The sequence below is a fragment of the Microcystis sp. genome, from assembly GCF_048564745.1.
Classification (GTDB): Bacteria; Cyanobacteriota; Cyanobacteriia; order Cyanobacteriales; family Microcystaceae; genus Microcystis; species Microcystis ichthyoblabe_A.
Map to the genome: position 1 here is coordinate 1 of NZ_JBLZRT010000018.1, position 21422 is coordinate 21422.

24 protein-coding genes and 2 pseudogenes are annotated in these 21422 nt (G+C 41.4%); 9 read left to right on the forward strand and 17 right to left on the reverse strand.

All coding sequences use genetic code 11. The features are described 5' to 3' along the window. From ACOCD9_RS03050 to radA, 12 genes and pseudogenes are all read right to left on the reverse strand, one after another. Nucleotides 1-114: pseudogene (locus ACOCD9_RS03050) on the reverse strand (IS5/IS1182 family transposase); the annotation flags it as partial. Nucleotides 115-251: 137 nt separating this feature from the next. Beyond that, a complete protein-coding gene (locus ACOCD9_RS03055) occupies nucleotides 252-1610 on the reverse strand; it encodes a hypothetical protein (RefSeq protein ID WP_419546340.1) in 1359 nt (452 codons plus the stop codon). A 2-nt stretch (nucleotides 1611-1612) separates the two neighbouring features. Then, on the reverse strand, nucleotides 1613-2434 hold the full coding sequence (locus tag ACOCD9_RS03060; RefSeq protein ID WP_287703832.1) for an alpha-ketoglutarate-dependent dioxygenase AlkB: 822 nt from the start codon (nucleotides 2432-2434) through the stop codon (nucleotides 1613-1615). Between the two features lie 39 nt (nucleotides 2435-2473). Beyond that, nucleotides 2474-3847, reverse strand: a complete 1374-nt coding sequence (locus tag ACOCD9_RS03065; protein ID WP_287703831.1) for a 1-acyl-sn-glycerol-3-phosphate acyltransferase — start codon at nucleotides 3845-3847, stop codon at nucleotides 2474-2476. A gap of 295 nt (nucleotides 3848-4142) precedes the next feature. Then, a complete protein-coding gene (locus ACOCD9_RS03070) occupies nucleotides 4143-4952 on the reverse strand; it encodes a Uma2 family endonuclease (RefSeq protein ID WP_287703829.1) in 810 nt (269 codons plus the stop codon). Nucleotides 4953-5137: 185 nt separating this feature from the next. Then, a complete protein-coding gene (locus tag ACOCD9_RS03075) occupies nucleotides 5138-6067 on the reverse strand; it encodes a lysylphosphatidylglycerol synthase transmembrane domain-containing protein (RefSeq protein ID WP_287703827.1) in 930 nt (309 codons plus the stop codon). Further along, nucleotides 6060-6518 carry a DUF29 domain-containing protein gene (locus ACOCD9_RS03080; protein WP_287703825.1) on the reverse strand — a complete coding sequence of 153 codons (459 nt, stop codon included), beginning with the start codon at nucleotides 6516-6518 and terminating at the stop codon, nucleotides 6060-6062. Before ACOCD9_RS03080 ends, ACOCD9_RS03075 begins: the two co-directional genes overlap by 8 nt. Continuing rightward, a complete protein-coding gene (locus ACOCD9_RS03085) occupies nucleotides 6515-6985 on the reverse strand; it encodes a DUF29 domain-containing protein (protein WP_287703823.1) in 471 nt (156 codons plus the stop codon). Before ACOCD9_RS03085 ends, ACOCD9_RS03080 begins: the two co-directional genes overlap by 4 nt. Then, nucleotides 6982-7452 carry a DUF29 domain-containing protein gene (locus tag ACOCD9_RS03090; RefSeq protein ID WP_419546341.1) on the reverse strand — a complete coding sequence of 157 codons (471 nt, stop codon included), beginning with the start codon at nucleotides 7450-7452 and terminating at the stop codon, nucleotides 6982-6984. Before ACOCD9_RS03090 ends, ACOCD9_RS03085 begins: the two co-directional genes overlap by 4 nt. Nucleotides 7453-7463: 11 nt before the next feature. Continuing rightward, on the reverse strand, nucleotides 7464-7919 hold the full coding sequence (locus ACOCD9_RS03095) for a DUF29 domain-containing protein (protein WP_002781932.1): 456 nt from the start codon (nucleotides 7917-7919) through the stop codon (nucleotides 7464-7466). A 72-nt stretch (nucleotides 7920-7991) separates the two neighbouring features. Next, complete coding sequence (gene petL / locus ACOCD9_RS03100; RefSeq protein WP_002791324.1) at nucleotides 7992-8093, reverse strand: cytochrome b6-f complex subunit PetL; 102 nt, start codon at nucleotides 8091-8093, stop codon at nucleotides 7992-7994. Between the two features lie 45 nt (nucleotides 8094-8138). Further along, on the reverse strand, nucleotides 8139-9665 hold the full coding sequence (gene radA / locus ACOCD9_RS03105) for a DNA repair protein RadA (RefSeq protein ID WP_419546342.1): 1527 nt from the start codon (nucleotides 9663-9665) through the stop codon (nucleotides 8139-8141). A gap of 233 nt (nucleotides 9666-9898) precedes the next feature. On the opposite strand from radA, the gene rpaB reads away from it, so the two are divergent. From rpaB to hemB, 6 genes and pseudogenes are all read left to right on the forward strand, one after another. Continuing rightward, complete coding sequence (rpaB, locus tag ACOCD9_RS03110; protein WP_002781934.1) at nucleotides 9899-10627, forward strand: response regulator transcription factor RpaB; 729 nt, start codon at nucleotides 9899-9901, stop codon at nucleotides 10625-10627. Between the two features lie 9 nt (nucleotides 10628-10636). Further along, nucleotides 10637-11278 carry a cofactor assembly of complex C subunit B gene (locus ACOCD9_RS03115; RefSeq protein WP_419546343.1) on the forward strand — a complete coding sequence of 214 codons (642 nt, stop codon included), beginning with the start codon at nucleotides 10637-10639 and terminating at the stop codon, nucleotides 11276-11278. Between the two features lie 197 nt (nucleotides 11279-11475). Further along, nucleotides 11476-11661, forward strand: coding sequence for a hypothetical protein (locus ACOCD9_RS03120; protein ID WP_287703813.1), 186 nt, complete (start codon nucleotides 11476-11478; stop codon nucleotides 11659-11661). 8 nt (nucleotides 11662-11669) lie between these two features. After that, nucleotides 11670-11741: pseudogene (locus ACOCD9_RS03125) on the forward strand (peptide deformylase); the annotation flags it as partial. Between the two features lie 423 nt (nucleotides 11742-12164). Next, nucleotides 12165-12821, forward strand: a complete 657-nt coding sequence (gene folE, locus ACOCD9_RS03130) for a GTP cyclohydrolase I FolE (RefSeq protein WP_002752393.1) — start codon at nucleotides 12165-12167, stop codon at nucleotides 12819-12821. Nucleotides 12822-12937: 116 nt separating this feature from the next. Then, the gene (gene hemB, locus ACOCD9_RS03135) at nucleotides 12938-13918 is read left to right on the forward strand and encodes a porphobilinogen synthase (protein WP_287703810.1); all 981 of its coding nucleotides are present in this window, start codon (nucleotides 12938-12940) and stop codon (nucleotides 13916-13918) included. On the opposite strand, the gene ACOCD9_RS03140 is transcribed toward hemB, so the two are convergent. Beyond that, a complete protein-coding gene (locus tag ACOCD9_RS03140) occupies nucleotides 13915-14523 on the reverse strand; it encodes a chromophore lyase CpcT/CpeT (RefSeq protein WP_419546344.1) in 609 nt (202 codons plus the stop codon). The genes hemB and ACOCD9_RS03140 overlap by 4 nt on opposite strands. Nucleotides 14524-14600: 77 nt before the next feature. Here ACOCD9_RS03140 and ACOCD9_RS03145 point away from each other — a divergent pair, with 77 nt between their 5' ends. Then, the gene (locus ACOCD9_RS03145) at nucleotides 14601-16679 is read left to right on the forward strand and encodes a thioredoxin domain-containing protein (protein WP_419546345.1); all 2079 of its coding nucleotides are present in this window, start codon (nucleotides 14601-14603) and stop codon (nucleotides 16677-16679) included. Between the two features lie 214 nt (nucleotides 16680-16893). Next, a complete protein-coding gene (gene hisH / locus ACOCD9_RS03150; protein WP_287703804.1) occupies nucleotides 16894-17532 on the forward strand; it encodes an imidazole glycerol phosphate synthase subunit HisH in 639 nt (212 codons plus the stop codon). On the opposite strand, the gene ACOCD9_RS03155 is transcribed toward hisH, so the two are convergent. Further along, nucleotides 17521-18273 (reverse strand): ABC transporter ATP-binding protein, encoded by a 753-nt coding sequence (locus tag ACOCD9_RS03155; protein ID WP_419546346.1) that lies wholly within the window; start codon nucleotides 18271-18273, stop codon nucleotides 17521-17523. The two genes, hisH and ACOCD9_RS03155, sit on opposite strands and share 12 nt — an antisense overlap. A 245-nt stretch (nucleotides 18274-18518) precedes the next feature. Continuing rightward, nucleotides 18519-19634 (reverse strand): branched-chain amino acid ABC transporter permease, encoded by a 1116-nt coding sequence (locus ACOCD9_RS03160; protein ID WP_419546347.1) that lies wholly within the window; start codon nucleotides 19632-19634, stop codon nucleotides 18519-18521. A 214-nt stretch (nucleotides 19635-19848) separates the two neighbouring features. Between ACOCD9_RS03160 and ACOCD9_RS03165 the strand changes: the two genes are divergently transcribed. Next, nucleotides 19849-20505, forward strand: coding sequence for a response regulator transcription factor (locus ACOCD9_RS03165; RefSeq protein WP_287703802.1), 657 nt, complete (start codon nucleotides 19849-19851; stop codon nucleotides 20503-20505). Between the two features lie 14 nt (nucleotides 20506-20519). On the opposite strand, the gene ACOCD9_RS03170 is transcribed toward ACOCD9_RS03165, so the two are convergent. Next, nucleotides 20520-21038, reverse strand: coding sequence for a low molecular weight protein-tyrosine-phosphatase (locus ACOCD9_RS03170; RefSeq protein ID WP_419546349.1), 519 nt, complete (start codon nucleotides 21036-21038; stop codon nucleotides 20520-20522). A gap of 2 nt (nucleotides 21039-21040) precedes the next feature. Continuing rightward, nucleotides 21041-21334, reverse strand: a complete 294-nt coding sequence (locus ACOCD9_RS03175; protein WP_190723683.1) for a hypothetical protein — start codon at nucleotides 21332-21334, stop codon at nucleotides 21041-21043. Nucleotides 21335-21422: the final 88 nt, after the last annotated feature.

A 21422-nucleotide genomic window follows, 5' to 3' on the forward strand; every position in this document is an offset into this window, starting at 1 on the left:
AACACTTTTTACTGATTCTACCATCTTTCTATATGTTTGTTTATACACACCGAAACGGCGTTTGAATTGTTCATCTGATAAGTTTTGATAATCCATAATTTTGCTAATAAACATAGCAAAATTATAAATGATTTCCTGACCTAAGATCACATTTTATTCTTTTTTCCACTTCAATCTAAGAATTGAGAAAAAAGCAAGACCTTATATTATACCATAAAAAAATTATGCAAGAGGTCTATTGTCTATTATTTTCATTGAAATAGAGCAATAACTCCTAAAATCACCCCTAGCAAGCTAATTAAAATAGCGAATATAACGGCTTTGCGATTTCTCTCTAGTTGCCGTGTTAAGTTTTTTCGTTCTTCCTCAAAACGATTCAGTCTGCGCTCAATTTCCTCTAACTTAATTTCTTGTTTCGAGTTCTTAGTCTCAAGATTTTGTATATTAGATATAAGAGTTTCTAAATCTGCTTGTATTGTATCTTTTTCCTTTTGTAAGGTTGTCTGAAATTCCTCTAATTTTTGATCATAGGATTCTACAATCTCAGAAATTTTTAAATAATTACTTTCAACAGCTAATAACTGTTCTAGCTTAACATCAAAACTATTAAACTGAGTTGGTAATCGGTTAACTTGTTCTGACAAATCACCAGAATTATAAAAAGTATCTAATTCAGGAGAGTTTCCTACATCAGAGAAAACTTTGTAGACACATACATAACTGTAGCTAGTCTTCTCTCTTGGAATTAGTCCATCTTCTCCTGTTAGTAAATTTTCTCTTAAAATTGATGGTAGTTTTAAGGAAGATTTAAAGTCATTGCCACCAGCAAATTGTCTAAATATTTCTTGATTATATTCTCGTTTACTTTCTAATTTTGTGTATGAAATTTTACTTTGTATCTGCCTTTCCATATTTTGGGCTATTTTATGTTTTTTTAAATCATTAATCAATAGTAAACTTCTTTCTGGTTGATAATTAAGCAAAAAAATAATGCTTTGTAATTGATTAGTTTTAAGTTCATTTAAGCAATTTTGAAGCATAAAAATATCAGTGCTTTCAATTGTAGGCATTATCTTCGTTACATCCTTAACATAATTTATATTTAAAGTACGAGTTAACAAGGCAAAATGATAGTCTTTAAAGCAATTGTTGATTATATTTTTAGTGATGTCTTGACTCGTTCGCCAAGTATCAGAATATAGGTCGTAGGAATAGATAACTATAGATTTTACTTCTGGGTAAAATTGTCGTACAAAACTTAATAAACCAAGAGCTTCAGGTGCAGCACCCGCACAAAATAAACAAACTTTGAGATGTTTTTTGTCAAAAACTAGCTGCATCAAACTAGGGTCTTTTTGTTGCAAGCTTTCCAAAGCTCGATAAGTCATTTCTACATAATGAGGATAGTAAGCCAGTAAGTAAGCAGCCTGAGTGTTATAATTAGAATAATCTACACTTACATGATTAGTATGAAAACTACTTCTTAGTCGTTTAACATCAGGTTGCAAAGATTGTAAGTAAGATTGAATATTAAGACTTTTTCCCTGGGATTTATTCAGAGAACTTAAATTTTCTAGAATTAAATCATATAAGTTGTCAAGTTCGTTCATGGTTAGATAATAGTCCTGAAAGTAAGATTAATTCTCGCAGAAATATTGTGATTAGTTTTGGGTAATTGATGCAACCAGTGGTGTTGAGTTGCTCCGCGCATGATGAGCAAACTACCTGATGTTAGATCAAGATTGATAATATCTTCCTCCTGTTTGTGTTTAAGTGAAAATCTCCTTGTACTTCCAAAACTAACCGATGCGATAACTGGATTTTTGCCTAATTCTGGTTCATCATCACTATGCCAAGCGACGCTATCTCGACCATCTCGATAAAAATTCAGAAGCACGCTGTTAAATTTCGTACCTGCTAGAGTTTCCGCTCTCTCTTTAATATATAATAAGGTATCTGTCCAAGCCAGAGGATTCATATTAATTCCTGAATAAGTATAGGATTTATCTGAATCGCCATACCAAGCAGTTAATCGAGGTAGAGGTAAGGTTTGCCCCATCATTTTTATATAATCCTGTCGCCAAGCTATCTCATTTTGTAAAATATTTAGCAAATATTCACTTTGTTTATCATTAAATATTTCTTGGTAAAAAACAACTTCACCGTCTCGATTAATTAATGTTTCTCCAATGGTTGATTCTAGAGGATTAACTTTGATAAATTCTCTAATTCCTTGCTGACGATAACGACTAAACCACTTGTATAATGTGCTATAGCTATAATCTGAAAATTGAGCAAACTGTCTAATATTATAAGACTGAGATGTTTTAAAATCAATCAATGCTTGTATCGGCTGAGTTTTTTCGGCCTCTAGCAGATAGACTTTTAAAAGAGAGATAGATTCTTTGATATGCAAAGTTTTATATTTGCTCATAGATAGAAGAAAAAATTAAAACATTTTGATATTAATTATCTACTGATGAATAATTAAACTTTCTAAACTGGTTTGTAAATCTTGGGTTAATTGTGCTACGGCCGAGCGTCGATCACTTTTATAATCGCCATAGCGCTCGGATACGGAAATAGGTTTACCAATAGTTATTATAGCTTTTTGTTGACCAATTTGGGGACGGAAAAAGGGATTACCTCCCTTAATTCTTGTCACTAAATCCCAGAGTAAGAGAATTGTCTCGGCAAATCTTTCTACGGTGGGTTTTTCTTTGACATAATAACCAGTTACTGACACGAAACTTTCCACAATTCTCATGTGCCACATTTTTAAATTAGCTTCATCGGCCAGGCGATCAGCTAATCCTAATTCAAGGGGAGAAATAGAATGAGTGGGTTTTAATTCTTCCCGATAAATGCGTTCCCATCCTGCTTGTTCCAAACGACGACAGCGATCGATTACATTACCATTAGGAGAAACATTAAAATACTTTTCTACGGTTTGTAAGGCCACATCTAATAAATTGGCTAAACGTTTGGCTAGGGTTTCGTTTGGATCATCACCATTGGCAGGCACTACTGGCAAAGATTGATAGTAGAAATCTCGATAAAAATCCTCCATTAAAGATAATAATCTTTCTCCTAACCGAAAAAGACGCTCGTATAAAACCTTTTCTTTTGAGGATGAATTCGGGATTGTTTCTAAACCGCTATCGGTTTCTAAATTAGTTAAAATTTGCTCGATTTCTGGCCACACTGGAGTCAAATAAAAATACTGAATACCAATAGGTAAAATAATTACTTCCTGCTGTTGTTTAGCTTTTTTGACATCATCCACACCCCAAAAAGCCAATTGAGAAATACCCGGTTCAATAGCACTGACAAGCTCATTATGTCCGTTAGTTGCCCCTTCCGGAGCGGCAGCTAGAGGATAATCTCCTTCTAATAATAAACGACGAGCCGATCGCAATCCGATTAAATCGGCTTTTCCCCGTTGAATTGGTGTGCCACCTAACTTAGAATATAACCATCCTACCCTTTCTCCAGCCCATAAAGGAATCCCTCGATCGTACATAAAATGAGCGTGAATGGGTGCTGGTAATTTTATTCCTAACTCTTTGGCTTTTTTGGGTACTAATTTCCACAAAAGATAGGCCATACAGTAGGGATCGTTAATACTGGGATGACGAAAAGCCAGCAGTAAACGGACTTTTTTCTCTTGACTTTTTTGATAAAATGTGATTAAAGTTTCTAGATTGGCGGCGGAAATTTCTCTTAAATTGGTTTTAGTTTGTAACCAGAGAGGTAAAAAGATTTGACATCCCCTTAAAAGCAAGGGATTAAGGTCAGGGTGGATAAATTCGAGGGGGGGTTGTGCGCCCAAAGATAGATTAGACATATAAGTAGTCGTGCCAAATAAATTTCCTGGTTGAGACAGTTATCAGTTATCAGTTATCAGTTATCAGATTTGAGTTTTCAGTTCACTGTTTACTGTTTAAGGAAGAATAAAAGAAAAATCTGATCAATAATTACCCACTGTCCAAAAGGTAATCAAAGCAGCAAACAGGTGTCGCGCTAGATTTCAAATACACTGGGATTACAGGCTCCCTCAACCGTGAAAGGAGAAATTAACCGACTTTGAGGGAGGAGGAACACCAGTAGTTTACCTCCTCACCTAAACAAATACAGCTATACTATAGCTCTATCCCCATTTCTCGCAAACGAGCCGCCAGCTGTTGAGAACGCTGTCTTTCCTCTTCCAGAGCTTGCTGAGTAGCATTTAATTGCTCCTGTGCTGCAGCCGCTTGCTCCTGGGCTGCGGCTGCTTGCTCCTGGGCCGCTTCTTCTGGCAAGGGGATTAAATTGCCTTCTGGGTCATAAAATCTCGCCCAAATTGCCGTTTCTCGGTCAATAGTCCCCTGCCAAGTTCCCAACCAATAGCCTAAGCTTTCGCACCATAACCAGCCGCGCTCGTTTCGTTCTAAAGAATGGTAGCGTTGGTCGGCCCCTAAATGCCATCCTTGTAAAGAATTGCCATCGAAAGGATCGTAGATGAAATAATCTGGCGTGCGGAAGGTTCCCTCATAAATGGCTTTTTTTCGCACTTTATCGGTTCTGGCGGTACTAGGAGAGGTTAATTCTACGATAACGTCGGGATAACGTCCCTCTTCTTCCCAAATTACCCAACCCTGTCGCTCTCTCTTGCCATCGACATTGAGGACAGCGAAGAAATCTGGCCCGCGAAAATCGCGATTTTTCGCCTGTTCACGGCTGAAATAAATAAACATATTGCCACCGGTGTAGAAGTCGTCTCGTTCGCCGTAACCCTGCTGTAGGGAGCGAATCAAGACATTCATGGCAATGCGGTGTCGGTTGCTTTCCAATGGTTCACCATCATCAAAAATTAAGTCTGTGGGGGGTGGGGGGGGTTCCCAGAAGTCCTCGAAATCTTCTTCTATCAGTGCCGGAGAGGTGGCAGTTTCGTCGCTTTTGGCAATCGTCATTTTTTCGGCCTCTCTAGGTGGGAGTATCCATGTTTTTGCTGATTATTGATCCTATGTTACATCAGAATTTAGGAGTGAGGAGATAGATGTTAGGAGTTGAGGAAATTATCTTGGCTTAACAATGATCAAAACTTTTCTTCTGGGTGCGTTACATCGGGCTAACACACCCGACTAATATCCTTAAGCTAACCAAAAAACTTGGCTTTATCTTTAACTAATTTTGTCCCGATTCCGGCGGCAATGACTTCGGAGAGAATGCTAATTAAACGATAGATCGCAACGGTGACAAGTACGTTAGCAGCGGGAAATTTTTCTGTGTCTAAAAGTGCGATTACTGTAGCTTCAAACACTCCTAGTCCTCCCGGCGCTCCGGGGACAACTAAACCCAATAACCAAGCAAAACTAAAGGTTCCTAGTAGGGGTAAAATCTGAGCGGGGGTAATCATTTTTAATACCATCCAAGCTAAAATAAAACCCGCACCGCGCCACAATAAAAATCCAGTTTCACCCAAGAGGGGGACGAGAGGATATTTAGTTAGATAAACAGGTTCTTGAGCAATCTTTTTCTTTTTGCTAAGGATTTTGAGAGGATAATTTAAAAATTTGGGATGAATGCCAATTAAAATTAATCCTAAAACTAATATCTGTATCCCTAGACTTGAGCTAGATTTCATCCAACCTAAACCACTAGCAATAACTGCTATGGCTAAGGCTGCACATACCAGTAATAAAAGTTCTAATAAAACGCTTAAACTAGCGGTTCCCCAATCACTTCCTGCTTTATTAATTGCCACGATGCGAGCATAAAAGTGACCGATATTACCGGGTAGATATTTTCCTAAATTGGTAATCATATAGATGCCAATTCCTGCGGAGGTTTTAATCGGTTGTTGATAGCTTTTGAGTATCCATGTCCACACCCATCCTGCCCAAATTTGAGCAATAACGGTGGTTACAAGTGCCAAGAAAAGAAATAACCAGCCATGATTTTCAATTCTAACTGAGGTGACGTTATCCCAGTTATTTTTAAGGTTACTGAGAACAAAAAATAAGGTTCCCCCAATAATCAGCCAACGTAGAAACTTTTTCAGCATTTCGTTTTTTCCTTTATTCATTTTCTGGAGGAAACCAATCGAGATCAAGGAGATTTTCTAAACTGTAGGGACATTCCCCAGGAAAACTAACTTGATTATCGGTTTTTTCTCTAACATAATTTAAGGCTTTCTGATAAATGCGAGGTAATTCTTGAGTGAGATAATTGCGGAGATTAGTAGTTAAATAAGTATCGATCTGGTTTTTAAAATTGACAATTTCTGAGCGCCAATGACTACGATTATATGTTCTTTCATCTTCCCAAAATTGTAGGAGTAAACAATGTCTGATAATTTGCTCTAATAAACTGGCAACACGAAACTTTTTCTCGCTTCCTAAATCTTCTAACTCCTCGATTAAGTTTTCTAAATCTAAAGCTTCATATCTTTTATTCTTCAAAAGTTCTATAGTTTCTTCTAACCAGAGGTAATCATCAATTTCGTAGAGAGTTTTTAAGTTGAGAATAACAGTCATTTTTTATCTCCTTGATGATAAGATGGCAGGCAATTAGGATCGAGAAGTTCTTCTAAACTGTAGGGACAACTATCGGGGAAAGTAACTTTATTTTTTGTCTTTTTCCGCACAAAGAAAACTGCATCTTCATAAATGTTAGTTAACTCATTTTGTAAATAATTACAGAGATTAGTGGTTAAACGTCTTTTTAGCTGAATTTGAAAGTTGACTATTTCTAACTCCCAGTGATCCTGATTATATGCTCTTTCCTCTGTCCAGAACTGTAGGAGTAAGAAATGTCTAATAATTTGCTCTAATAAACTAGCAACACGAAACTTTTTTTCGTTTCCCAAGTCTTCTAACTCCTCGATTAAATTGTCTAAATCTAAAGCGTCAAATCTCTTCGCTTTTAAGAATTCGATAGTTTTTTCTAACCAGAGAGAATCATCAATTTCGTAGAGAGTTTTTAAGTCGGGAATAACAGTCATTTTTTATCTCCTTGATTGTCAGATGGTAGCCAATTAGGATCGAGAAGTTCTTCTAAACTGTAGGGACAAGTATCGGGAAAAATGACTTGATTGTTGGTCTTTTTTCTCACATAACGGAGTGCCTTCTGATAAATATTATCAAATTCTTGTTCTAAATATTTCCGTAAACTTGCCGTTAGGTAGGTATTTAATTGATCTTGAAAATTTACCAGTTCTGATTCCCAATGAGCTTGATTATATTCTCTTTCCCTTGTCCAAAATTGTAATAATAAACCATGTCTAATAATTTGCTGTAAAAAACTAGCAACACGAAACCTTTTTTCGTTTCCCAAGTCTTCTAACTCCTCGATTAAGTTTTCTAAATCTAAAGCTTCATATCTTTTATTCTTCAAGAGTTCTATGGTTGCTTCTAACCAGAGGGAATCATCAATCTCATAGAGAGTTTTTAAGTTGGGAATAACAGTCATTATCATCTCCTTTATTCGTAAGGTGGCAGCCAATTGGGATCGAGAAGTTCTTCTAAACTGTAGGGACAAGTATCGGGAAAGTTGACTTTATTATCAGTTTTTTTACGAACGTATCGCACGGACTCAAAGTAAATTTGCTCAAATTCCTGTTCTAGGTATTGACGAAGATTTGTGGTTAAATAGCGCTTTAACTGATATTGAAAACTTACTATCTCTGCTTGCCAATGAGCCTGACTATATTCTCTTTCGCTTATCCAAAATTGTAACAATAAACAATGTCTAATAATTTGCTGTAAAAAACTGGCAACACGAAACCTTTTTTCGTTCCCCAAGTCTTCTAACTCCTCGATTAAATTGTCTAAATCTAAAGCGTCAAATTTTTTCGCTTTCAAGAGTTCGATGGTTTCTTCCAACCAGAGAGAATCATCAATTTCGTAGAGAGTTTTAAAGTCGGGAATAACAGTCATTTTTTATTTCCCCTAGAATGGGCAATAGTGATCAGTTAAACCGATCACTACAGCTTTTTTACTGTTTATATACTAGATAATTTTAGCGGCGCGCAGACCGAAAAAGAGACCGAGGGCAATTCCGGTAAAAACGATCAGATAACCCGCTAAAGCAGCAACAGCTAACACAGACATGGTGAAAATCTCCCAAGTAATTTAATCTTTTTTAGCATTGTACCGTTATTCTTGCCCTTCCCCTTCCTCGTCTTCCATATCTTCCCCAAAGCGCTGCTGGGGGGGAATTGCGGCGACAATTGCCTCGATTACCTTGCCGACTGGAACAATTTCTAAGCCCACATCTTCGGGATAAACTTGACCTCTGGGGACAATCGCCCGTTTAAAGCCCAATTTAGCCGCTTCTTTTAATCTTAGTTCCATTTGCGACACCAAGCGCACTTGTCCGCCTAATCCCACTTCCCCGATTAAAACTGTGCGCGGATCCACAACTCGATCGCGAAAACTGGCGACAACAGCGATCGCAACTCCCAGATCCGCCGCCGGTTCTTCCACTCCCAACCCTCCTGCGGAGGCAACATAGGCATCTAATTTCGATAAAGGAATACCGACGCGCTTTTCTAAAACGGCGAGAATTTGCTGTAATCGGTTGTATTCTATGCCAGTAGTCGATCTTCGGGGGGAAGCATAGCTGGTAGGGCTAACTAATGCCTGTAACTCCACCACAATCGGGCGTGTACCTTCACAGGCTACCACCGTCGCCGTACCCGGGGAAAATTCGTCGCGATTGCCTAAAAACAATTCTGAGGGGTTTTCCACTTCCACCAAACCGTGATCCACCATCTCGAAAATACCGATCTCATGGGTTGCCCCAAAACGGTTTTTCACAGATCTTAAGAGACGATGGGAGGCATAGCGATCGCCTTCAAAATATAACACCGTATCGACCAAATGTTCCAAAACTCGCGGACCAGCGATCGCTCCTTCTTTAGTCACATGACCGACAATTAATAAAGTAATATTCTCCCGTTTTGCCACCTGCATCAAGGCGGAGGTACATTCGCGAACTTGGGCGACGGATCCCGGTGCGGAAGTTAACGCCCCAAAATAAAGAGTTTGAATACTGTCAATTACCGCCACCTGTGGGCGTAAAGATTCTAATTCTCGCAAAATTTCCTCTAAATCGGTTTCTGGCAAAACATAGAGATGATTATCGAGTTCTGCAGTTGATTCAGAGGCTTTTTTTTCCTTGCCATTGCCGTTATTTTCCGACTCCACGGGAACCACTCCCACCCCCAAACGGGCAGCCCGCAGTTTAATCTGTTGTCCCGATTCTTCAGCGGAAACGTAGAGGATGCGCGGTAATCTTTGGGCGAGTTGGTTGGTAACTTGCAGTAAAAGCGTCGATTTGCCGATACCCGGATCGCCGCCGATTAGTACAAGAGAACCGGGGACAATGCCACCACCGAGAACGCGATCGAATTCCCCGTAACCGGAGGGAAAACGTTCCTGTTCATACTGGGTAATTTCCGAGAAGCGCACCGAGATGCGCGGCTGCGGGTTGCGTTGTCCTTTGCCGTTATTTGGGCGACTATTTTGCCATCCTGGGCGATTTACCGCCGGATTATTGCCACCAGCTGTCACTTGTTCTTCTAGCGTCCCGTAGGTGTCACAACTGGGGCATTTTCCCAACCATTGGGGAGATTCCGCCCCGCAAGCGCTACAGATATATATTGTTCGCGATTTCGCCATGTTTTTTAAGAAAAGTTGAAGAAAAGCGGTTTGGGGATCAATTCTCTTGTCAAATTTAGTTAAGTATGATATAGGGTAAGCAAGACCCTAAAGTTATTGATAATTGCCATAAAAGAAATAAAATAGGAAATTTAGGCTTAATGATAACGGCAAAGGGATATTCTATAAACAGGAACGCTCGTTATTTAACTTTAAAATTCATCACACTATTTAACTAAGGAGTGTTAATTCAGTTGGAGAACCAGAAGGAAAAAATTCTCGTTGTTGATGATGAAGCCAGCATCCGTCGTATCTTAGAGACTCGTTTGTCGATGATTGGTTATGAAGTCGTCACCGCCGCCGACGGCGAGGAAGCTTTAGAAACCTTCCGCACCGCCGAACCCGATTTAGTGGTTTTGGATGTGATGATGCCGAAATTAGACGGTTACGGTGTCTGTCAGGAACTCCGCAAAGAATCGGATATTCCTATCATTATGTTAACGGCTTTGGGGGATGTGGCCGATCGAATTACTGGGCTAGAATTGGGCGCGGATGACTATGTAGTTAAACCTTTTTCTCCCAAAGAACTCGAAGCGCGGATTCGTTCGGTGTTGCGTCGGGTAGAGAAAAATGGCGCCCCGGGGATTCCCAGTTCCGGTGTGATTCATATCGGTTCGATTAAAATCGATACCAATAAACGCCAAGTGTATAAGGGAGATGAACGCATCCGTCTGACCGGTATGGAATTTAGTTTACTAGAATTATTGGTCAGTCGATCGGGAGAAGCTTTTTCGCGCTCGGAAATCCTTCAGGAAGTTTGGGGTTATACCCCCGAACGTCATGTGGATACGCGGGTGGTAGATGTGCATATTTCCCGTTTACGAGCCAAATTAGAGGATGATCCCAGCAATCCTGAGTTAATTCTCACCGCTAGAGGTACAGGCTATCTTTTTCAACGTATTCTAGAACCAGACGAGGAATAGTTCTCAGCTATGGTACAAGCTGATCCCAATCGTATTTTAAGACTGTTACCCCTGTTCGCCGGCATCGTCGGGGGTACGGTATTAATGTTTAATCGTTTTGCCACTGCCGATTTAACCCCATCGCAAGCGCGTTCCGATGTGATGGGAGTGATTTTGAGTGGGGTTTTAATTTTGGTGGGTTTAATCTGGCAAAGAGTTCAACCCCGCTTACCGGATGCTGTGGAATTAATCGGGCGTGAAGGCCTGGAATTTGCCCCAGATTTGCCAGAACCGGTTAAAATTGAGCTTGCCTGGGCTTCCCATTTACTTTTAACTAACACCGCAACAAAATCTCTGATCGTTTATTATCGGGGACAAGTTCTCTTACGTCGCGGTATCTTAAGCCAGAATTCTGAAGTTAAAGTTAGTAATATTATCAAAAGAGTTTTAGAAACCGGTAAAGCCGTTTATTTAGTTAATTTAAATTTATATCCCGCTAAAATCGAGTTTGACTATTTGCCAGAAAACACCCAAGGCTTAATCTGTCAACCCATCGGTAAGGAAGGGGTGTTAATTTTGGCGGCAAATGCGCCGCGCAGTTATACTAAACAAGATGAAATTTGGATCGAGGGAATTGCTGATAAATTAGCCAATACTTTCAGTCAGTTTTAAACGATTTCAGCAATATTTAAGAATTTGGTTAAGACTGATAGTAAGCAATTAGCGATCAAAATGTTATTTTCTCTCGCTGATCTACTCCTAATTTGACATTTTTCTTGACTTGAATATTTTTTGAGAAGCTTTTTAGTTTCTCACTTTTTCTCCCCTGAGACTACAAGTATAAATACTTAATTGATTTTTCATTTTATATGCTACCAGTTATACTACAATTTGAAGTGCGGAATGTGGGTTGTATCACCGAATTGTCACGCCAGGGAACCGACCTCCAGACTGTTCAAGCTGTGAGCGGCCACCCTTCAATCGCGAATTTACAGCGATATATCGAATTAGATCCCGATCGCAGGAAAAACGCGCTCGAAAAGATTTTTAGTTAGCTTGGGGTATCTTTCAACACGAATAGGATCATCTGGAAGGAATCCTCTTTCTCGATCGCCTTGCTTCTCCGGCGAATTGATACTCGGAGGAAGAATAGCAAAAAATCAGTAATATTGCTGAATATAGGCGATAAAATCGCAAAATATGCCTATATCTTCAAAATAAGTTAAATAACTTAACGGGACTATATTTATCTGGCGACAAAATTTTTGTTGGTAAATCTAAATTTTTTGTTAAAATGATAACGATTATCATTCCAAGCAAACCACTCAAGCAAACACATGAACTACTTGACAAGATAGATTAATTATGTATTAAAATCCTGCCCTCAATATTTCCCCACGGAGATAAACCCAAAGACGAGGGAATAACCCGATAGCTTTCATTAGTTATCGTCTAGATGCCCAGAAAAATAAATACTCTAGCAAAGGGTATTTATTAACATTGGTAAAATCAGAAAACTCGGCCGATCAATTAACTATTGGAGTCCATAAAAATATCTATGACCTTAGCTAAGTCCAAAGCAATTTTTGACAATGATGACTACAATCACTTTCCCGAAGTGATTACCGAACCTAAATCGCCGGTATCAGAAGCCGAGATGATGCAAGCGGTACGAACACTGCTGTTAGGATTAGGAGAAGATCCCGATCGCGAAGGTTTACGAGACACTCCCAAACGAGTAGTAAAAGCCCTAAAATTTCTCACTTCTGGTTATCAGCAATCCCTGGATGAATTGCTGAATGGGGCAGTTTTTCACGAGGATGCTAACGAGATGGTTTTAATCCGAGACATCGATATTTTTAGCTCCTGTGAACACCATATTTTACCAATTATCGGCCGCGCTCATGTTGCCTATATTCCTAACGGGAAAGTGATCGGTTTATCGAAAATTGCCCGCATCTGTGAAATGTACGCCAGACGACTGCAAGTACAGGAACGTTTAACCGCACAAATTGCCGATGCTTTGCAGGGATTACTACAACCTCAAGGGGTAGCTGTGGTGATTGAAGCGACTCATATGTGTATGGTAATGCGCGGGGTTGAAAAACCCGGTTCTTGGACTTCTACGAGTGCCGTGCGCGGTATTTTTGCCGATTCTGCTAAGACTCGTCAAGAGTTTATGAGTTTGATTCGTCATAGTCCCGATTTTCACTAATTACTCAGGGGGATTGGGATTATTTGATCGTCCTATCCCCAGTTTTTTCCTAGGTAAAAAACTAGAGCAAAACCAGCTATTTACTGTTTACTTTTTATTTTTGACGCGCTGTTATCATGCTGATTCGTCCCCGTCGTCTTCGTTATACTCCAGCGATTCGCAGTCTTGTTCGTGAAACCGAATTAACCGTTAATGACTTGATTTATCCCCTCTTTATCATGGAGGGAGAAAATCAAAAGGTGGCTATTCCTTCTATGCCCGATTGTTATCGTTATTCCCTTGATTTATTGCTCAAAGAAGTGGTTAATGCTTATAATTTAGGCATTAATGCCATCGCTCTTTTCCCCCTGATTGCCGAAGATAAAAAAGATAATTTCGGTAGAGAAAGTTATAATCCCGATGGTTTAGTGCCAAGGGCAGTGAAAGCGATCAAAAAAGAAGTACCTGAAATAATTATTATTACCGATGTGGCCCTCGATCCTTTTTCGATTTATGGTCATGATGGTATTGTGGAGGACGGTAAAATTCTCAACGATGAAACCCTGGAAGTTTTAGTGAAAATGTCGCTCTCGCAAGCGGCAGCCGGGGCTAATTTCGTCGCTCCTTCCGATATGATGGATGGTAGGGTCGGGGCGATCCGTCGAGCTTTAGATGCGGCTGGCTATCTGGATGTGGGAATTCTCGCTTATACGGCTAAATATGCCTCTGCTTATTATGGTCCCTTCCGAGATGCCTTAGAATCAGCCCCAAAATTTGGTGATAAGAAAACCTATCAAATGGATGGGGCTAATAGTCGGGAAGCGTTACGGGAAGCCAGTTTAGACATAACAGAAGGGGCAGATATTATTATGGTTAAGCCCGCTCTGGCCTACCTCGATATTATCCGTCGTCTGCGCGATAGTAGCCATCTTCCCGTCGCCGCTTACAACGTCAGTGGTGAATACGCAATGATTAAAGCGGCGGCAAAACAGGGCTGGATTGACGAAAAAAGCCTGATTTTGGAAACTTTAATCAGTATGAAACGAGCGGGGGCCGATTTGATTTTGACCTATTTTGCTGCCGATGTGGCATTAATGAAACAAGAAAGCCGATTTTAGGGTTTTTGCCAGCGAAATTGATAGAAATTATCCTGCGCTCCCCATACCTGCTGCCCGCTGCTATCATAACCTCGATCGCTGGTATCCATGCCCTGGGAATGTAGAATAATTGTATTAGTTATTTTCACCGCACCTCTGGCATTAGTGGGACAACCCTGGGGGGGAGTTTCTCCCCGATAACCCCCCGCTATCGGTTTTAAAAACACAGTACACACCGACTCGGCCAAATCTGATACATTTAATTTTCTTTCTGTCAAGTCTTTGTTACAAAAATTAATAAAGTTAGGGGCATTATTTAACTTATAAGCTTTTGATTCCACAGTGGAATTATCGGGGCTAGGTTGAATGACTAAAATTCTTTGACGATAGGGTTGATTTAAGCGATCGATAATTGCCTGTTCCTGATAAAGATAAATACTATCCTGTTTGGGGGAAAAATCCACGGCACAGGTGGTCATTTGCACCTTAGCAATGCGGGGGTTAGTCTGCGCTTGTTGCGTCGTATCCATCACCCCAATTAAATGATTAGCCACCCCCTGCACTTCCGGGTTAAGGGACAAAGATTGAGTGAGAAAAAATCCTAGTGCGATCGAAGTTTTCAGCATGAGCAGAAGCTTGATTCCGGTTAGTCTCTAATTAGCTTAAACTAATAAGCAGCAAGAGCAAAAATACCCCTTTTCCCATGGCTAATCATCTGGCTGCATCCGAAAGTCTTTACCTGCGAAAACACGCCGAAAACCCGATCGATTGGTGGTATTGGTGTGACAGCGCCCTAGAAATTGCCAGGAGAGAAGATAAACCGATCTTTCTCTCGATCGGTTATTCTAGCTGTCATTGGTGTACGGTTATGGAAGGAGAAGCTTTTTCCGATCGAGCCATTGCCGATTATCTCAATCAGTATTTTTTGCCGATCAAAGTTGATCGCGAGGAAAGACCGGACATCGATAGTATCTATATGCAAGCATTGCAGATGATGGTCGGTCAAGGGGGTTGGCCTCTGAATGTCTTCCTAACACCCGATAGTTTAATTCCCTTCTATGGTGGCACCTATTTTCCCGTGCAACCGCGCTTTAACCGGCCCGGTTTTCTGCAAGTGTTGCAATCTGTACGTCGCTATTATGACGAGGAAAAGGAAAAATTAAGCAAATTCACGGCCGAAATGCTGGGCGCACTGCGTCAATCGGCTATTTTACCGCGAGCAGAGACCAATTTAGCCGAACCTTCCCTTTTAGCCACAGGAATCGAGACAAATACGGCGGTGATTCGGGTTAATCCCAATAATTACGGTCGGCCCAGTTTTCCGATGATTCCATATTCTCATCTGGCTTTGCAGGGTAGTCGCTTTGGTGACGATTTTGAGGATTCCCTCCGGCAAGCGGCCTATCAACGGGGGGAAGATCTGGCCCTGGGGGGAATCTATGACCATGTAGGGGGAGGATTCCATCGTTATACGGTGGATTCGACGTGGACAGTTCCCCATTTTGAAAAAATGCTCTACGATAACGGGCAAATTGTCGAATATTTAGCCAATTTGTGGAGTGCGGGTAATCGAGAAGCGGCCTTTGAGAGAGGGATTAAAGGCACGGTTAACTGGCTAAAACGGGAAATGACCGCCCCAGAAGGCTATTTTTATGCGGCCCAAGATGCCGATAGTTTTGAGAAGGCCACGGATGGGGAACCGGAGGAAGGGGCCTTTTATGTCTGGTCGGATCGGTCGTTAAGGGATTATCTCTCGACCGAGGAATTGGGGCTGCTGCAGGCTAATTTTACCGTCACTGCCGAGGGGAATTTTGAGGGTCGTAATGTGCTGCAACGTCGGCAAGGGGGAGAATTAGGGGAGGAGATAGAAAATATGCTCGATAAGTTATTTATTCGGCGTTATGGCAGTTCTCAAGCCCAATTAGCTCTTTTTCCCCCGGCCAGAGACAATCAGGAGGCGAAAACTGTCTCTTGGCCGGGACGGATTCCGGCGGTAACGGATACGAAAATGATCGTCGCTTGGAATAGTTTGATGATTTCCGGTTTAGCCCGGGCCTTTGCCGTCTTTGGCGAACCTTTGTACTGGCAAATGGCTACGGTCGCGGCCGAGTTTATTCTCCAGCATCAGTGGTTAGATGGACGTTTTCAGCGCTTGAATTATCAGGGTCAGGCCTCGGTTTTGGCCCAATCGGAGGATTTTGCCTATTTTATTAAGGCTTTGCTGGACTTGCAAACCGCTAAACCCCAAGAAACTGGCTGGTTAGAGGCGGCTATCGATCTACAAGGGGAATTTGATCGCTGGTTTTGGGCCGAGGATGAGGGGGGATATTTTAATACTGCTTCCGATCATAGTCTCGATCTGATCGTGCGAGAACGAGGTTATACGGATAATGCCACCCCTTCAGCCAACGGAATTGCGATCGCTAATTTAGTGCGTCTGTCGCGATTGACGGAAAATCTAGAATATCTCGATCGGGCCGAAAAGGCCTTGCAATCTTTTAGTACCATCCTAGAACAGTCCCCCACCGCTTGCCCCAGTTTATTTGTTGCCCTCGATCACTATCTTCACGGTTTCTGTCTGCGCGCCCCGGAAAGCTCGATCGAGCCGCTGTTAGGTCGCTATTTGCCCACTGCGGTGTATCGAGTCGATGACAGTTTGCCCCCTAGCACATTTGGGTTAATTTGTCAAGGGTTATGCTGCCTTGAACCGGCGGAAAATTTAGAACAGTTAGACCGACAAATTGTCGGGGTGATGGCGGGTCCGTCAATACTGCTCGGTTAGGGATTTTTTCTCTCTGCTTCCCGCTCTCCTAGTAAATAGGCTCTGGTGTTTGGCTTTCGTTGGCAACTTCAACTAAGAAAACGGAGAGGCTATGGCTTTAGAAACTTTCGGATGATCAGTATATAACAATGACCTTAATTGCTTTTTGAGTCAAGACCTAATTTAGCGGCGTGATTGCTCTAAAATAAGGTCATCGCCTGATCAGTATATAGCAATGACCTTAATAGCTGTCATCGATTATGACATGGGAAATCTGCACTCTGCCTGTAAAGGACTGGAAACCGTGGGTGCAGTGCCGAAAATTACCGATTCTCCCCTCGATCTCGAAAAAGCTGACGCTATTGTCTTACCCGGAGTCGGTTCTTTTGATCCTGCTGTCCGGCAAATTCGGGCCCGTCATCTCGAAAAACCGATCAAAGCAGCGATCGCTAACGGTAAACCCTTTCTCGGTATCTGTCTCGGTTTACAAATTCTCTTTGACTCATCAGAGGAAGGACAAGAGGCGGGTTTAGGGGTTATTCCGGGGACAGTGCGCCGTTTTCGCTCGGAACCTGGCATTACCATTCCCCACATGGGTTGGAATCAATTAGACTTCACCCAGCCGGATCATGCTCTTTGGCAGGGATTACCCCCGCACCCTCACGTCTATTTTGTCCATTCCTATTATGTCGATCCCCTTGATAGTCATCTAACTGCCGCCACCGTCACCCACGGCAGTCAAACGGTGACGGCAGCGATCGCTCGTGAGCGTTTGGTGGCGGTGCAGTTTCACCCGGAAAAATCCTCGACTAATGGCTTAAAAATTCTGGCTAACTTTGTTGAACAGGTGCAAAAATTAGCTTTAGTCTCCTAAATAAGCCTTTAAAACCCGCTCGTTTTTTTGGATTTCGCTGGGAATGCCATCGGCTAAATTTGTCCCTTCTGCTAATACCCAAACGTAGTGACAAAGGGACATAATCACATCCATATTATGCTCGATAATTAAAAAGGTAATTCCCTGACGATTCCACTCGATAATATGGTCGCTGATTTGACCGATTAAAGTGGGATTAACTCCGGCGGCCGGTTCATCTAATAAAATTAATTTTGGCTCGGTCATTAGCGCTCGGCCAATCTCTAATAATTTCCGCTGTCCTCCCGATAACGCCCCCGCATAATCCTGCGCTTTCTCTACCAGACCGATCGAATCTAATATCTCCAAAGCTTTGGCGCGATTTTCCTGTTCCTGTTGGCGAATTTTTGCCCCCTGAAACCAGACTTTGAGAAAATTTTCGCCCGTTTGTCCAGGACTAGCTAAGAGCATATTTTCTAACACCGTTAATCGGGATAATACCCTTGCTACTTGAAAAGTTCTCACACATCCTTTTAGGGCAATTTGATAGGGAGGCAGCTGATGAATTGGCTGACCATCAAGAAAAACTTCTCCTTTATCTGGGCGAATAAAATTAGATAAAAGGTTAAAAAGTGTGGTTTTGCCGGCTCCATTTGGTCCGATTAACCCGGTGATACTGCCCTGCGGCACATCCAAATAAGCATTATTGACGGCGCGAATGCCTCCAAAACTTTTCGATAATCCTTTGGCAGAAAGTAACATAATTGATCAGATAAACATCAGTTATCAGTAAACATTAAACAGTAATCAGTGAAAAGACAGTAAGTAGTCGTGGGAAATAAATTTCTTAGTTGAGACAGGCAATAGGCAATAGGCAATAGGATTATTTAAATGTGTAATTAATTTTGCTTAAGTCCTTAGACAACTGTTATTTAATACTGTTCACTTAATATTCAAATCTAATCACTGTTAACTAATCACTGATAACTGATAACTGATAACTGAAATTATTTTCCCAAAGTTAACTCCTCTTTTTTGCCGAGGATACCCTGGGGGCGCCAGATCATTAAAACCATGAGCAGCAGACCGATAATCATAATCCGTAAAGCCCCTAATTGGCTATCATTAAAAATATCTAATCGGGGCAGAATAAAGCGAGTCAGGGAATCGTAAGCCCAGAAAATTACCGCTCCTAGTAAGGTGCCGGCATTGCTACCAGAGCCACCGAGAATGATAATAATCCAAGCGTTAAATGTCAATAACGGTTCAAAATTAGTCGGGTAAATAGTGGTTAATTGCCATGCTAAAAAAGCCCCGGCCAAACCAGCGATCGCACCGCCTAACATCAAAGATTGTAACTTATACCAAAAGACATTTTTTCCTAAAGCCCGGGGAATTTCTTCATCTTCCCGAATCGCTTTGAGGATGCGTCCCCAAGGCGATCGCAAAAGTAATTCTAAACCAGTATAAACGAGAGCGAGGAGGACTAAAACTACCACCATCAGCCCGGCTTTGTAATTATAGTCATTCAAGGCAATTACACCGTTTATATACAGAAAAAGCAGGATTATCGCCCCTAACAGCCCCCAAAAGATTAAAGCTCTCTTTTGCGTCGGTTGATAGCTTTTGCCGCTAATTTGCCCCGCTTCGCGCCATTGTCGTTGCAGATTGCGCCCCAATTGCCAGAGAGCAAAGATAGCAAGCAGGGTAAACAGGGCAATAATTAATAATTTGACGGGAAAACTGGGATTTATATCCAAAGGTAGGGGATAACGTTGTAGTCCGAAACTGCCCTTCGTTAACCAATCCTCGTTAAGCACCAGCAAACGAATTAACTCAGACACCCCGATGGTGACAATCGCTAGATAATCGGCCCTTAATCTCAGGGTGGAAAAACCGATGGCTAATCCCAACAATGCCCCTAGGAGCGCCCCGACAATGGCGGCAAAAATCATCGGTACACCCTGTAAAGTCAATAAAACCGTTGCATAAGCCCCTAAAGTGGCAAAAGCAACGTGACCAAAGTTAATTAAGCCAGTAAATCCCCATTGTAGATTTAAACCGAGGGCAAAAATCGCGTAAATACCCGCCCAAATTGTCAGGGAAACTAAATAATCTGTCATCTTAAGTAAAAAGTAAAAAAGGGGTTGGGGGAGTGGGGGAGTGCCGGAGTTGGGGAGAAAAAAGCTGAAAACTCACATCTGATTACTGAAAAGGCTGATTGCTAACTGCTAGTATAATATCAGTTACAACGGCCTCTGTAGCTTGATGGACAATTGTGACGAGCGGAGGGTGCTAGGCTATTAATAACGAAAAAACCTTGTCCTGTTGATTTCTATGCCTCTTTTGATTCTAATTGCCGATGATGATCCCGGTATCCGCCTAGCGGTCAAAGACTATTTAGAATTAGCAGGTTATAGTGTGGTAGCGGCGAGTAATGGTTTGGAAGCTTTGACTTTATTGGATACCTATCATCCCCATCTTTTGGTATCGGATATCAAAATGCCGCGTTTGGACGGTTATTCTTTGGTGACTAAGGTGCGGCAACAGCCAGAATTTAGGTTATTACCAGTAATTTTTTTAACTGAAAGAGGGTCAACAGAGGAAAGAATTCGCGGTTATCAAGTGGGTTGTGATATCTATCTTCCTAAACCTTTTGAGATGGAGGAATTAAAAGCAGTTATTCGCAATCTTTTAGAGCGATCGCAAATGGTGCAAAGTGAACGTCAATATCAGAAATTAAAACCAGAAGAAAGCCCCAAAACTAGGGATGTTTTAACTTCTGCTTTACAGGACGATTTTAAGTTAACTAATCGCGAGCGGGAAGTGTTAGAACATTTAGCCTGGGGACTTTCTAACAGTGAAATTGGGCAAAAACTGCATCTTAGTTCTCGCACGATCGAGAAATATGTTAGTAGTTTACTCAGAAAAACAACTACTAACAATCGGGCAGAATTGGTTCGTTTTTCCCTCGAACATAGATTAATCGATTAGCTGAAAGAAAAAACTTAAATTTTGTTTTTTACTTCCTCTAAAAGACTGCCACAGGAGTCTAAAAGTAGCTCGATTACGCAGTCAAAACCTTCCCGACCACCGTAGTAGGGATCGGGAACTTCTTTTTCTGGGTGATAACGAGCATAGTCACACATTAACTTGACCTTTTCTTGATATTTTCCTGTCCGATCTAGGGATAAAATATCTTGATAATTGGATTTATCCATGGCTAAGATTAGATCAAAATTCTCGAAATCCTCGCGGGTAAATTGTCTAGCTGTCCCTTGTAGAGGAATACCGCGTTTTTTGGCCGCCGTATTCATGCGAGAATCAGGAGGAGAACCGATATGATAACCGGCAGTCCCCGCAGAATCACAGAGGATTTTATTACTTAATCCTTCTTGTTCAATCAGATAAGCCATGATATTCTCGGCAGCGGGAGAACGACAGATATTTCCTAAACAGACAAAGAGTAGTTTATAGGGCATAAATTGACTGGTAGAATCATCACTAAATTGCCAATTATAGGGCATTTTTAACATCCCGATAAAGATTTATCCTCAAAAAACTCCTCGCTGTCCATTAACCTAATTTTGGCTAATCCCAAGCTTTCTAAATGATCTTGCCACCCTTGAGGGGTATCTTCGATCGCTAATAATCCTAATACCCTAGCTACATCTGCTACCCAGGGTAGGGTATGAATTCTATAACCCTGCCAGTTTACTTCTAAAGATAACCAAGCGGGAATCTCTTGGGGGTTAAATTGTTGGGAGGCAAGATAATCAGCTTGAAAGCAGTAAATCCGAGGTGGTTTTTGACTCTCTAACAAGGTTAAACACTCCTTCTAATCTGGACATTAATCTCTTTCCTCATATTTTAGGTGAACCTCAGCATAATTTCTGTTAAATATGAACTTC

What these genes read in the sequence shown, in the direction of transcription:
- ACOCD9_RS03120 (WP_287703813.1), top strand. Translation starts at nt 11,476, where the DNA reads ATGCTACCAGTTATACTACAATTTGAAGTGCGGAATGTGGGTTGTATC.
- hisH (WP_287703804.1), top strand. Translation starts at nt 16,894, where the DNA reads ATGACCTTAATAGCTGTCATCGATTATGACATGGGAAATCTGCACTCT.
- ACOCD9_RS03070 (WP_287703829.1), bottom strand. Translation starts at nt 4,952, where the DNA reads ATGACGATTGCCAAAAGCGACGAAACTGCCACCTCTCCGGCACTGATA.
- ACOCD9_RS03160 (WP_419546347.1), bottom strand. Translation starts at nt 19,634, where the DNA reads ATGACAGATTATTTAGTTTCCCTGACAATTTGGGCGGGTATTTACGCG.
- ACOCD9_RS03170 (WP_419546349.1), bottom strand. Translation starts at nt 21,038, where the DNA reads ATGCCCTATAATTGGCAATTTAGTGATGATTCTACCAGTCAATTTATG.
- ACOCD9_RS03065 (WP_287703831.1), bottom strand. Translation starts at nt 3,847, where the DNA reads ATGTCTAATCTATCTTTGGGCGCACAACCCCCCCTCGAATTTATCCAC.
- ACOCD9_RS03140 (WP_419546344.1), bottom strand. Translation starts at nt 14,523, where the DNA reads ATGCTGAAAACTTCGATCGCACTAGGATTTTTTCTCACTCAATCTTTG.
- ACOCD9_RS03145 (WP_419546345.1), top strand. Translation starts at nt 14,601, where the DNA reads ATGGCTAATCATCTGGCTGCATCCGAAAGTCTTTACCTGCGAAAACAC.
- ACOCD9_RS03085 (WP_287703823.1), bottom strand. Translation starts at nt 6,985, where the DNA reads ATGACTGTTATTCCCGACTTAAAAACTCTCTACGAAATTGATGATTCT.
- ACOCD9_RS03080 (WP_287703825.1), bottom strand. Translation starts at nt 6,518, where the DNA reads ATGACTGTTATTCTCAACTTAAAAACTCTCTACGAAATTGATGATTAC.
- ACOCD9_RS03155 (WP_419546346.1), bottom strand. Translation starts at nt 18,273, where the DNA reads ATGTTACTTTCTGCCAAAGGATTATCGAAAAGTTTTGGAGGCATTCGC.
- petL (WP_002791324.1), bottom strand. Translation starts at nt 8,093, where the DNA reads ATGTCTGTGTTAGCTGTTGCTGCTTTAGCGGGTTATCTGATCGTTTTT.
- folE (WP_002752393.1), top strand. Translation starts at nt 12,165, where the DNA reads ATGACCTTAGCTAAGTCCAAAGCAATTTTTGACAATGATGACTACAAT.
- ACOCD9_RS03115 (WP_419546343.1), top strand. Translation starts at nt 10,637, where the DNA reads ATGGTACAAGCTGATCCCAATCGTATTTTAAGACTGTTACCCCTGTTC.
- ACOCD9_RS03075 (WP_287703827.1), bottom strand. Translation starts at nt 6,067, where the DNA reads ATGAATAAAGGAAAAAACGAAATGCTGAAAAAGTTTCTACGTTGGCTG.
- ACOCD9_RS03095 (WP_002781932.1), bottom strand. Translation starts at nt 7,919, where the DNA reads ATGACTGTTATTCCCGACTTTAAAACTCTCTACGAAATTGATGATTCT.
- radA (WP_419546342.1), bottom strand. Translation starts at nt 9,665, where the DNA reads ATGGCGAAATCGCGAACAATATATATCTGTAGCGCTTGCGGGGCGGAA.
- hemB (WP_287703810.1), top strand. Translation starts at nt 12,938, where the DNA reads ATGCTGATTCGTCCCCGTCGTCTTCGTTATACTCCAGCGATTCGCAGT.
- ACOCD9_RS03090 (WP_419546341.1), bottom strand. Translation starts at nt 7,452, where the DNA reads ATGACTGTTATTCCCAACTTAAAAACTCTCTATGAGATTGATGATTCC.
- ACOCD9_RS03165 (WP_287703802.1), top strand. Translation starts at nt 19,849, where the DNA reads ATGCCTCTTTTGATTCTAATTGCCGATGATGATCCCGGTATCCGCCTA.
- ACOCD9_RS03060 (WP_287703832.1), bottom strand. Translation starts at nt 2,434, where the DNA reads ATGAGCAAATATAAAACTTTGCATATCAAAGAATCTATCTCTCTTTTA.
- ACOCD9_RS03055 (WP_419546340.1), bottom strand. Translation starts at nt 1,610, where the DNA reads ATGAACGAACTTGACAACTTATATGATTTAATTCTAGAAAATTTAAGT.